Consider the following 11,337-nt stretch of genomic DNA (forward strand, 5'->3'; position numbering starts at 1 on the left):
GTCAGTGGGCGGCCGGCTGGTGCGGCCTGGACTCGCTCGGCCGGACGATGACGAACCCTTCGCCCTGCAGCATGAGTTGCACCGCTTCGCCGGAGCCGCCGCGCAGCATCGAGCCGAAGCTCTGCGAACGGTGCAGGGAGGTCTGCAGCTGGGCGCTCCAGCCGACGACCGCGTCGGTGTCGACGTAGACCGGGGACTGCGGGCTCACAGGGATGATGATGGGGTTGCCCTCACAGATCACGCCGAGTCGGCCGTGGCCGGTGAAGACGCTGTTGAAGAGCCCGCCGCCGGTCATCCCCGCGCCCTTGACGACCTTGATCTCGTATTCGAGCGTCGTGTCGAAGCACAGCACGTTGCGGCCGTTGATCGTGATGGCGTCGCCCTGGTCGAGGCTGATGATGAAGCAGTTCGCCGCTTCCTGCGCGAACCACACCTCACCCGTGCCGCGTACCGACATCAGCGGCACGCCCTCGCCGGTGAAGGCGCGCTTGAGGAACTTGCCGACGCCCTGGCTCTTGGCCTCGAACTGGAGGTCGCCGCGGAACGCCACCATCGCGCCCTGGCGGGCGTAACACTCGCCCATCACCGCGTACTTGATCGACTTGGCGTTCTGCAGGGTCATGCCGGGCTCGGTGGCCGGCTGCGCCGTGTTCTCGGACGCGAAAAGGTCGCTGTGCATGATCACCATCCTCACCCGTCGACCCGGCTACGCCAAGGCCTTCGGCTCCATGGCCTGCACGGGCGCACGGCCCGGCACGCGTCCCGGGTGGCGCATAGTTGACTTGACATACCAATCGCCCGGTTTTATTTTGGAATCAGTTGGCCGACTCGGCGTGGACGCGCGATGACGACGGCCCGTGGAGGTAGCAAGTGGCCAAGCAGGAACGGGCGGAGTACACGCTGCGGCGGATCGTGCTGGCCGCGGCGGAGCAGTTCGACAGCGCCGGCTACTCCAGAACGAGCCTGGACGCCATCACGAAGGCGGCCGGGGTCTCCAAGGGGGCGTTCTACTTCCACTTCTCCTCGAAGGAGCAGCTCGCCGAAGCCGTGCAGCGGCACAGCCGGGACCTCTTCGACGACCTCATGGAGGAACTGGGCCAGTACGGCAGGTCACCGCTGCAGGCGCTCATCGACTCCACGCACGGGCTCACCCGCATGCTGGCCGCGGAGCCCTCGGTCCGCGCGAGTATCCGCATCGCGCGGGAGCGGCCCCGGCAGGAGCAGCCGTCACCGCTGGACTTCTACCGCGCCTGGCGCGAGGAGATCCGGCAACTGCTGCGTACGGCGGCCCATCACCGGGAACTGCGCCCGGGCCTGGTGCAGACGTCGACCGAGGTACTGGCCAGTGCCGTGGTGTCGTGCGTGGAGACACTGTCCTGGCTGGGCGTACCGCCGGACGACGCGTCGCGGCGCCTGACCGAGTTGTGGGACATCCTGCTGCCGGCCATCGCGCCGGTTGATCAGGTGGGTCGGTTCAGGACGTCGCCGCCTGTGGAATGCGGCGTGACGTGCCTGCCGGCGCCCGTCCGGTAGCGGCGGACACGGCGGGCGGAGCCGGTGCGAAGACCTCCGGGCTGCCGTCCGGCAGGAAGCGCTGCATCCGCCGCGGTGGCACGAGGGCCGGCAGCAGCAGGATCCACATGTCCGAGGTCCGCCGGGTCAGGTCCTGCCGTCCGGTGAGCACTTCCGAGGTGAGCTGGAGCCCCGTCCAACACCCGACGATGAACTTCGCCACCGCGTCCACATCGACCTCGGGTTTGACGTCCCCCCTGCCCTGCGCCTGCGCGAGGCAGTTGCGGAAGAGGTCGATCCACGTGATGTACGGCGTCGGGTTGGCGCCGCTCAGCGTGCTCTGCTCGACCACCAGTCGGATACCGGCGCGCACCCGCTCGTTCTCCTGCAGGCTCTTCGCCATGCTGTGGAGCAGGTCGATCACCGTCTGGATGCCGGGGCGCTCGACGTTCTGAAACGGACTCCACACGGCGAACTGCTCGGCGATGATGGCCTCTCGGAGGGCCTCCTTCGACGCGAAGTGGAAGTAGAGCGCCCCCTTCGTGACCCCCGCCTCCTTGACGATGTCGCTCAGGCTCGTCCCCCGGAAGCCCGCGACGTCGAAGGCCCTGGCCGCGCCGTCAAGGATCGCCTCCCGGGTGACCTCTGCGCGTTCCTGTCTGGCCATCACAACCTCCATGGATCGAGGGCGGCACGCGATCTGATCTTCCATCATGCCTGCCCGTAACCGCGAGCCCTACCGCCATCAATTCTGCCCACACTCCCGTCAAAAAACCAACTAGCTGGTATTGTTTTGCTCGCCACACCAACCGAGCGCCGAGCACATGCTCAACATTTGCCCTGTTCAACACACGTACAGGAGTCCAGATGCGCATGGCCGTTACAGCCGACCGTCGGGAACTTTCTTCCGCCAATATCGGGGAGCCCGACCTCTTTCTGAGAACAGTGCCTCGTACGTTCGTCCATCGGTCCGCCGTCTCGGAGGTGCTCCTCACGGGCATCCAGGAGACCGGCCAGGACAGGTTCAGGATCGGGGCCCAGTGGCCCCGCAGTCACAGCTATTACGGCCCGGTCCGCCGGCGCTGGCACGATCCCGTGCTGCTCGCGGAAACGATCCGCCAGATAGTCCTTCTCATAGCCCACGACGCGTTCGCCCTACCGCTCGGGTACCACTTCCTCTCGCACAGCACGTCCTACGACCTCGACGTGGACGGGGCGGTCCTCACCGACCGGCCGGCGGATGTCCTCCTTGATGTCCAGTGCCTGAACATCAAGCGCCGCGGGAAGATGGTCAGCGCCTTCTCCGTCGAGGCCCAGTGCATCCGGGACGGCCGGGTCATCGGCTCCACCCGCATGGCGCTGAGCTGCGTCTCCGACGCCACGTACCGCAGGCTGCGCGGCGACAAGTCGGACGCCGTGCCACTGCGGGTCCTTCCGGAACCGGTGGCCCCGGAGATCGTCGGCCGCCGCTGGGAGCACGATGTGGTGCTGGGCGACACGGGCGTCGACCGGGTGTGGACGCTGCGCGCCGACCCCGACCACCCCGTGCTCTTCGACCACCCCGTGGACCATGTCCCCGGAATGGCCGTGATGGAGGCAGCCCGCCAGGCGGCACTCGCCGCCCTCCAGCGGCCCGACGGCCTCGCCCTCGCCTGCGACGCGACGTTCACCCACTATGTCGAGTTCGACAGCGCCTGCCTGGTGACGGCGACCGTCGAATCCCCCGGCCTGCCCGGGTTGAACAATGTCTTCGTCCGCTTCGACCAGGGTGGCGTCACCGCCGCGACCTGCGGTGTCACCGTCCTTGCCGACTGAGGGCGGGACGCTTCTGATCGCCGGGGGAACCGGTTTCATCGGCAGCGCGGTGCTGCGCGAGTTACTGGCACCGCAGGGATCAGGAACCTCCGGGACCGACATACGCGTGCTGTCACGTCGCCCGCTTCCCGGCTGGATGGAAGCCGCGGGAATCCGGCGCACCGCCGGCGATCTGAGCGACCGGGCAACGCTCCGGGGCAGCTGTGACGGCGCGGATACGGTGCTTCACCTCGCTTCTTACGTGGGAAAGGATCCCGTCCTGTGTACAGCAATTAACGACCACGGCACTCGAGCCCTGCTCGAGGAGGCCTACAGGGCCGGAACGAACCGGGTCGTCTACGTCAGTACCGCCTCCGTCTACGGACCGGGACCCCACCGGGGTTCCACGGAAGCGCAGTTGACGCCCGCCCCGGCCTCGGCCGCCAGCGCCTCACGCAGGCGGGCCGAACAGACGGTGCTCAGCGGAGGGGGCATCGTCCTGCGGCCCAACCTGGTGTACGGGCCGGGCGACCGGTGGTTCGTACCGACCTTGTGCAGGCTGCTGCGCAAGGTCCCGGTCTGGCCCGACGGCGGGACGGCCCGGACGTCACTGATCGCGGTGCAGGACCTGGCCCGGGTGGTCTCCGCCCTGGCGGGCCGCACCTGGGGCCAGGGCCTCGACTCCGTCTATCACCTCAACCATCCCCGGCCGGCGGTGCTCCGTGCCCTGGTCGCGGAGTTGTCGAGGAATCTGGAGGTGCGCCCGCCGGAGACCGACCTTCCGTACGCGGCACACCGCGAGCTGACCGCGCGGGTGCTTCCGGAACTCTCCGCGCACCAGCACGCGCTGCTCACCCAGGACCACTGGTACGAGAGCGGCCGGATCTGGAAACACCTCGGGCTCGCGCCCGGCCTCGGCTTCGCCGCCGGGGTCGCGGCCGGCGCACGGTGGTACCGGCGGCATCTCGCCGGGCTCAACCGCACCTGACCGACCACGACCGAACACCGGCGCCGGGGGCAGGCCATGCCGACAATGGCCTGCTCCCGGCGCCGTTCGCCGTCCCCGGTCGTGCTCCCGCTAGGCCGCGCCGCCGCTCGACGACGCCAGTACCTCGGTGCCGCCCACTCCCAGTTCGACCGGCAGATCCCTGCGGCACTTCACGTCCAGCTTCCGGAAGATTCGGGTGAGGTGCTGCTCCACGGTGCTCGGGGTGATGAAGAGCTTCGCGGCGATCTCACGGTTGGTGTAGCCCCGCACCGCCAGCGCGGCGACCCGGCGCTCCGATCCGGTCAGCGACGCCGACTCGGCCGCGGACTCCGCGACCGACGGGCTGTCGTCGGGCTCGTCGGGCAGCGACAGCAGCGACTGACTGAGCGAGGTCGCGCCGCACATGCCCGCCAGATGGCGCGCCCTGCGCGAGTGCATCCGCGCCCGCCGGCTGTCGCCGACCTGGTAGTACGCGTCACTGAGATCGGCCAGCGCGCGGGTCTGCTCGTACTGGTCGCCGCACTCCTCGAACAGGTCGAGGGCCTCGGTCAGCATCTGCGGGCGCCGCTCGGCGGGGCTCGTCGCGGCCAGCAGCCGCAGCGCGGTGCCGCGCGCCTCGGACCCGGTGGTGCCGGGACGGCCCAACTGGTCGTAGGCGAGCCGCCTGGCCTGCTCGCGGTTGCCCAGCTTCAGCCATGCCTCGGCGGCGCTGGTGCGCCAGGGACCGATGCCCGGAACGTCGATGCCCCAGCGGCGCATCAGCTCACCGCAGGAGCGGAAGTCGGCGAGGGCGGCGTGGTAGTGCTCGGTCGCGAGGTGGTGGTGGCCGCGGGCCAGCAGGTAGTACAGCCCGTACCGGCTCTGGAACATCGCCTTGGGCACCGACCGGGCGAGATACCCGGCGGCCTCGTCGTGGTGGCCCAGCCTGGTGCTGGCCAGCACCAGGCTGCTCAGCGGCAGGCCGATCGCCACGCCCCAGGCGGTTGGCGTCAGATGGTCGAGGGCCAGCTGTGCGTGGTCGACCGCCGTGGACAGCTGGCCGAGCCGGACCGCCGCGTCCGCCCGGACCGCCGAGAGCAGCGCCAGCCGCGTCGGCGAGTACGGGGTGTACGGCTCGGTCAGCAGCCGGTCGCACCAGGCAGCGGCGGAGTCGGAACGGCCCGCGGAGGTCAGTACCGACAGGGCGAGCAGCATGGGCTCCTCGGCCCAGGCGTCGCCGTGCACCGCGTGCCCGTCGCGCAGGATCTGCTCGGCGTGCCCGGCCACCTCGTGGCTGCGGCCGGTCATCAGCGCGCCGGCCAGCAGCGCCGTCGGACGGCACCACGGGTCCTGCTGCGGGGCGGGCGCGGACTCGGCCGGGCGGGGCGCCCCGGGCTGCGGCTGCCGCCGGCGCGCGAGCGTCGGGTGGGTCCAGGCCAGCCACAGTTCGGTGTCGTGGAGTTCGGCCGCCGCTTCGCTGTGCGGCTCCATGGTGGTGGTGCGGAGCTTCTCCAGCAGGTCGTCGGCGGCCTCGGGCCGTCCGTTCCAGAGCAGTTGGCGGACCAGGGCGACGCTGTCGCGCCCGTCCAGCGCGCCGGAGTGGGCTGCGGCGGTCAGCGACTCGAGGTGGCGGTCGGCCGCCGCGGGGTCGCTGCGCCAGCGCACCCGTACGAGCCTGGCCTCGATCGCCGCGCGCTCCGGGCTCTCCTGGACGCTGTGCCGGTGGGCGCTCTCCAGCGCCGCGACGGCCTGCTCCGTCCGGCCGGCGAGCAGGTTCTGCTCGGCCGCCTCCCGCAGCAGGCCCATGGCCCACGGCTGCGGGGCCCGGCCGGCCTCGACCAGGAGCCGGGCGACCTGGGTCGCGGGGCCGCCCTGCTCGTAGAGGATCTCAGCGGCCCTGCCGTGCAGTTCCGACCGCTCCTGCGGGGGCAGGTCGTCCACGATGCCAATCCGGGCGATCTCGCTCCGGAAGGTGCCGCCGCTCAGCAGTCCCGCGGCGGTCATCAGACGTACCGCGTGGTCGGCCTGTTGCGGCTCGACGCCGGCCAGCCGGCCGATGCGGTCCGGCGAGGCCGCCTCGCCGAGCACCGCCAGCGCCCGCGCGGTCCGCAGCAGCACCGAGTCGCCCCGGCGCAACTGCCGCAGCACGGCCTGGCCGTAGCCCTCCTTGCGGACGCCGCCGGAGACGGTGTGGTCCTCGATCAGCGCGTGCAGAAGGGGCAGGTTTCCACCGCTGCACCCGTGGAACTCCGGCGCGAGCCGCTCCGCCGTCGACGCGTCGAAGTGTCCGGACAACAGCTGAACCGTTCCTGCTTCGGACAGCGGCGCCAGCGGAATCCTGCGGGCGTGCGGCTGGTCGAGGAGCTCGGCGCGGAAGGTCGGATGGGAGGGCGGCAGTTCCGGGTTGCCCGTCAGAACGACGAGGACGCGGGCCGAACCCAGGCGGCGGGCGAGGTAGAGAAGGCAGTCCAGGGAGCGGGGGTCCGCGTGCTGGATGTCGTCGATTCCTATGAACAAGGGCGCATTGTCGACAAGTTGCAGCAGCAGGCGGACGAGTTCATGGAGCAGCTGGGCCGTCTCCGGCCCGATGTGTTCCGGATCGGTCCCCTCGGCGGCCGTCCCGGCAGTGGCGCCGCGCAGCAGCCGGTCGGCCTCGGCGGCCACGCTGTCCGGCACCGTCGCGCTGCGGAAGAGCTGGCCCAGCACGCTGTAAGGGAGGGCTCGTTCGGCGCGGGAGCACGACGCGTGCAGCACCGGTCCGCCGCCGAGCGCCGCGCGTTCCGCGACCTGGCGCAGAAGTTCCGTTCGCCCGCTCGCCGACGGTCCGTCCAAAAGGACTACATGCCCTTTGCGCAATGCGCATTCCGCGAGTAGTTGATTTAGGTGCTCGTTGTGTTCTGCACGCTCGACCAGCTCCACTGGCCACCTCCCGTTGTATGCAGGTTTTGATTCCAGCAACACAGCCGGTGAATCGTCCCGGCGCGCTCCGCATTTGGCGGCAACTCGGGACGCTAGCAACCCCTCAGGGGGTGGAGGTGTCCGTGCGCCCACTGCGCGGGAACCGTCCGCCCATCGCCTCGCCGGACGGGTCGCGGAGGGCTTCACGGCGCCTTCCGGGCGGTCGGGGGATCTTGGGAGAGCCCACAGAACCGTCTCGCTCACGCTCACGGAGCATACATCTATGCAGGTCAAGAAGTTGCTCACGGCGATCGAGGGCAACTTCCCCAGACAGTCACGCTGTTGGATTGACAAACGGGTCGATCGGTTTGTTTACTGTAGGGGGACGAGATGGTCGGCGGGTGCCGGCCACCGGCCGACCACGCACCATCAGGCCGTCGCGGACTGGAGTGAGTAAGTGTGCGATTCAATGTGCTAGGACCGCTGGAAGCATTCGAGAGGGACGCCGAAATCCCCTTGGGCGGCGTCAATCAGCGAAGTGCTCTTGGATTCCTTCTCCTGCACGCGAATACGGTCGTTCCCACCAGCAAGCTGGTGAGTGCGCTGTGGGGATACGACGTACCGGTGACATCGCGGAAGATGATTCAGAACGCGATTTCCGGGCTGCGCAAGCTCATCGTCGAGTACGCGGGACCCGGTGGCACGGCGTCCCTGGACACCTGCGCCCCGGGCTACCGGCTGCGGATCGATGAGGAGTGCCTCGACCTGACGCGCTTCCGCAGGCTGGAGCAGCAGGGCAGGGCCGAACTGGCGGCCGGGGACGGCGAGTCCGCCGTCCGCACGCTGCGCGCGGCGCTCGCCATGTGGCGGGGGCCGGTCCTCGCGGACCTGGCGGAGACCGGTATCGCCTGGCCCGAGCTCGACGTGGTGCAGAATGCCCGGCTGGCCGTGTTCGAGGATTGCGTACGGATCGAGCTGGACCTCGGCAGGCACCATGAACTGCTGGGGGAGCTGGAGGCCATGGCGGCGGCGGAGCCGACGCGGGAGCGGCTGTGCGGGCTGCTGATGCTGGCGCTCTACCAGTGCAGCCGGCAGTACGACGCGCTGGCCGCGTACCAGCGCACCCGGGCGGCGCTGCTCAACCGGTTCGGGCTCGACCCCGGCCGGGAGCTGCAGCAGCTGGAACGCTCGATCCTCAACCAGGACCTGGCCCTGGCGCCCGCCACCCGGCCGGAACCCCACTGGACCCGGACGATCCCGGCGCCGACCGGACGCTGCACCGGAACGCGGACGGTGACCCACGTGGGACGCCGGGTGCGGCCGCCGCGCCGCTACGGTCGTCCGTGAACCCCCGCACTTTTGCGAGCACGCGGGGACCGTTCGCGCGGCGACCGGGCGCGCGGCGACCGGGCGCGCGGGGATCGGGTACGCGGCGACCGGGTGCGCGGGGACCGGGTGCGCGGGGACCGGGTGCGCGGCGACCGGGTTCGGACCGATGACGCGGGATCAGCGCCCGCGCGCCAGCAGCACCGCGCCGTAGAGGGACGAGAGCCCGCCCAGTTCCGCCGCCCGCACCGGGACCCGCGGCCCGCCGGGCCGCACCAGACGTTCCACCTGCCGGGCCACCTCCGGCACGAAGCCGGGCATCGCGGTGGCGAACCCGCCCCCGATGACGGCCAGTTCCGGATGGGTCAGCTCGCCGAGGCTGATCACCACGGACGCCAGCGCGGCCGCGCTCTCCCGCACCGCCTCCAGCGCCCAGCCCTCCCCCGCCGTGCAGGCCGACCTCAGCTCCGCGAACGTGGCCTCCCCGCCGCGCAGTTCGGCCGCCCGCCGCAAGGTCGCGGGCCCCGAGGCCACCGACTGGACGCATCCCCGGCGCCCGCAGTCGCACCGCCGCCCCGCCCGGTCGACGACCATGTGGCCGACCTCGCAGGAGCCGCGCGCCGGGCCCGGGCACAGCCGCCCGTCGAGGACCAGGCCACCGCCGATCCCGGTGCCGACGCCGAGGTAGACCAGATTCCCGACGCCCGCCGCTTCGGCCTCCGCCACCGCGGCCAGATCGCCGTCGTCCGCGGTACGGATACCGGAGGCGGGGAGATCGGGGAGCAGCGCACCGAGTTCCTCGTGCAGGGCCAGCCCTTCCCAGTACGGCCTGTTGGGCCAGCCCACCACGCGCCCGGTCCGGTCGAGCGTCGCGGGCATCGCTACCCCGACCGCGGCCACCGGTCCCGGCCTGCGCTTCCGCAACCCGGCGATGCCCTCCGCGAGGGCCGCCATGTCGCGCGCGGTGTCACCGGGGCCGGGCCAGCGGAAGACCGCCTCCTCCGGCTCCCCCGCGCCTTCGAGGCGGAGCGCGACCTTGGTACCTCCGACGTCGATACCCAGATATCTCATGCTGCCCTCCCAGAAATCGGATACCGGAAGTCTGTCAGCCATATCCGCGCGGCCGGCGCCCTGCGGCCGGCGCACGGGGATTCAAGGGAGAGTTAGGGGGTTCCGGCTGTGACGCACGGCTCATAGATTGGGGACAAGCCTTCTTTCACAGGAGTTGGGGAATATGCAGCCAGCAAACGTGAACACCATTCTGCGTGGCGGGTCCATGGGCAGCAAGCCGGTCGATGAACGCCTTTTCCACGTCAAGGATCCGGCCGAGGACGTCCTGAAGATATTCCTCGGAAACCGCTACGAGCACTATTACCCGACCGTCGATGTGGAGGAACTGGACGGCCGCCCGCTGCACGTCTTCGACTGGAGTCACAACACCTACGTCGCCGAGTGATCAGCGTGGACGCGGCACGCGGAGGGAGGGAGAACCGATGGGTTCTCCCTCCCTCCGCGTGCTCCACCGCGCGTACCGCGGATGCGGGACGGCATCACCGCATATGGGGTTCCAGGACGGCTCGCAGCCGCTCGGTCACCGCCTGCTGGTGGTCCGCCAGGTAGAAGTGGCCGCCGCTGAAGACATGCAGATCGAAGCCGCCGGTGGTGTGCTCGGCCCATGCCCGTGCCTCCTCGATCGAGACCCTCGGATCGTCGTCGCCGACCAGCACCGTGACCGGGCAGCCGAGCACCGCGCCCGGTTCGCACCGGTAGGTCTCGACCGCCTTGTAGTCGCCCCGCAGCACGCTCAGCGTCAGCTGGACGAACTCCTCGTCCTGCAGCATCACCTCGTCCGTGCCGCCCAGCAGCCGGACCTCGGTGAGGATGGCCGCGTCGTCGAGCCGGTGGATCCCCTCCCGCCGGTCCGTGCGGGGCGCGCGCCGGCCCGAGGCGATCAGCGCCACCGGCGGGCTGCCGTCGCGCTCCAGCCGGCGGGCCACCTCGAAGGCGATGGTCGAGCCCATGCTGTGGCCGAACAGTGCCAACGGGCGGTCCGCGTACGGGAGCAGCGCCTCGGCGACCTGGTCGGCGAGGGCGCCGATGTCCTGGACGAGCGCCTCGTGGCGGCGGTCCTGCCGGCCGGGGTACTGGACGGCGAGCGTCTCGACCTCGGGGCCCAGCGCCGCGGAGAGCGGATGGAAGTAGGTGGCGGAGCCGCCCGCGTGCGGCAGCGCGACCAGGCGAATACGGCTCTGCGGCGCCGGGTGGTAGCGCCGGATCCAGGCCTGGCTACCGGTGGCCGTGCCCTGCATGTGTCGCTCCTCGGGGAAGGGTCGGGTCCGTCACTTGTCGCTGACGAGCGCCAGCAGGGCGCGTGCGCCGAGGCGATAGCCCAGCGCTCCGAGCCCCACGACCACACCGTCCGCGAGGGGCGCGATGACCGACTCGTGACGGAACTGCTCGCGGGCCCAGACGTTCGACAGGTGCACTTCGATCCAGGGGCGCGGGTAGTTGGCCAGCGCGTCGCGCAGGCTCCACCCCGCGATCATGAGGGCGCCGGGGTTCACGATCGCGCCGACCGTGTCGTAACTCTCGTGGAGCGTGCGGACCAGGTCGCCCTCCGTGTCGCTCTGGAAGGAGATCACCTTCCAGTCCCGGCTTGCCACTTCCTCCTGAATGGCCTCCTCGATGTCGAGCAGGCTGTCGGTTCCGTACACGTCGGGCTCACGCTGCCCCAGGATTCCCAGGTTGGGCCCGTTCAGCAGGAGTATCGCGCTCATGATTCACCTCGCGCAGCGGTTCAGGATTCACGGGCACGGGCTATGCCCCATCAACTTTGTATC

General features: G+C 70.5%; 11 protein-coding genes. 5 read left to right on the forward strand and 6 right to left on the reverse strand.

Going from position 1 to position 11,337, the window contains the following annotated elements; genetic code table 11:
* Position 1 precedes the first annotated feature (1 nt).
* Entirely contained in the window at positions 2-679 is a 678-nt protein-coding gene (locus AC07DC_RS24205; protein ID WP_478916548.1) for an AIM24 family protein, read from the reverse strand.
* A 191-nt stretch (positions 680-870) separates the two neighbouring features.
* Between AC07DC_RS24205 and AC07DC_RS24210 the strand changes: the two genes are divergently transcribed.
* Entirely contained in the window at positions 871-1,533 is a 663-nt protein-coding gene (locus AC07DC_RS24210) for a ScbR family autoregulator-binding transcription factor (RefSeq protein WP_478916549.1), read from the forward strand.
* Here the strand turns inward: AC07DC_RS24210 and AC07DC_RS24215 are convergent.
* Positions 1,475-2,179 (reverse strand): ScbR family autoregulator-binding transcription factor, encoded by a 705-nt coding sequence (locus tag AC07DC_RS24215; protein ID WP_478916550.1) that lies wholly within the window; start codon positions 2,177-2,179, stop codon positions 1,475-1,477. The two genes, AC07DC_RS24210 and AC07DC_RS24215, sit on opposite strands and share 59 nt — an antisense overlap.
* A gap of 206 nt (positions 2,180-2,385) precedes the next feature.
* On the opposite strand from AC07DC_RS24215, the gene AC07DC_RS24220 reads away from it, so the two are divergent.
* Positions 2,386-3,327 (forward strand): ScbA/BarX family gamma-butyrolactone biosynthesis protein, encoded by a 942-nt coding sequence (locus AC07DC_RS24220; RefSeq protein WP_478916551.1) that lies wholly within the window; start codon positions 2,386-2,388, stop codon positions 3,325-3,327.
* Complete coding sequence (locus AC07DC_RS24225) at positions 3,257-4,294, forward strand: NAD-dependent epimerase/dehydratase family protein (protein ID WP_478916552.1); 1,038 nt, start codon at positions 3,257-3,259, stop codon at positions 4,292-4,294. The genes AC07DC_RS24220 and AC07DC_RS24225 overlap by 71 nt, the downstream gene beginning before the upstream one ends.
* 90 nt (positions 4,295-4,384) lie before the next feature.
* Here AC07DC_RS24225 and AC07DC_RS24230 read toward each other — a convergent pair whose 3' ends face one another.
* Entirely contained in the window at positions 4,385-7,234 is a 2,850-nt protein-coding gene (locus AC07DC_RS24230) for a helix-turn-helix transcriptional regulator (protein WP_478916553.1), read from the reverse strand.
* A gap of 561 nt (positions 7,235-7,795) precedes the next feature.
* Here AC07DC_RS24230 and AC07DC_RS24235 point away from each other — a divergent pair.
* Positions 7,796-8,518, forward strand: coding sequence for an AfsR/SARP family transcriptional regulator (locus AC07DC_RS24235; protein ID WP_478916554.1), 723 nt, complete (start codon positions 7,796-7,798; stop codon positions 8,516-8,518).
* Positions 8,519-8,677: 159 nt separating this feature from the next.
* Here the strand turns inward: AC07DC_RS24235 and AC07DC_RS24240 are convergent, their stop codons facing one another.
* Positions 8,678-9,568, reverse strand: a complete 891-nt coding sequence (locus tag AC07DC_RS24240) for an ROK family protein (RefSeq protein WP_478916555.1) — start codon at positions 9,566-9,568, stop codon at positions 8,678-8,680.
* 178 nt (positions 9,569-9,746) lie between these two features.
* Here AC07DC_RS24240 and AC07DC_RS24245 point away from each other — a divergent pair, with 178 nt between their 5' ends.
* The gene (locus AC07DC_RS24245; RefSeq protein WP_478916556.1) at positions 9,747-9,953 is read left to right on the forward strand and encodes a DUF5988 family protein; all 207 of its coding nucleotides are present in this window, start codon (positions 9,747-9,749) and stop codon (positions 9,951-9,953) included.
* 94 nt (positions 9,954-10,047) lie between these two features.
* On the opposite strand, the gene AC07DC_RS24250 is transcribed toward AC07DC_RS24245, so the two are convergent.
* Together AC07DC_RS24250 and AC07DC_RS24255 are read right to left on the reverse strand one after the other, a co-directional pair.
* A complete protein-coding gene (locus AC07DC_RS24250; protein ID WP_478916557.1) occupies positions 10,048-10,806 on the reverse strand; it encodes a thioesterase II family protein in 759 nt (252 codons plus the stop codon).
* A gap of 30 nt (positions 10,807-10,836) precedes the next feature.
* The gene (locus AC07DC_RS24255) at positions 10,837-11,274 is read right to left on the reverse strand and encodes a type II 3-dehydroquinate dehydratase (protein WP_478916558.1); all 438 of its coding nucleotides are present in this window, start codon (positions 11,272-11,274) and stop codon (positions 10,837-10,839) included.
* Between the last annotated feature and the right edge of the window lie 63 nt (positions 11,275-11,337).

The organism is Streptomyces sp. NPDC045021, assembly GCF_056432645.1.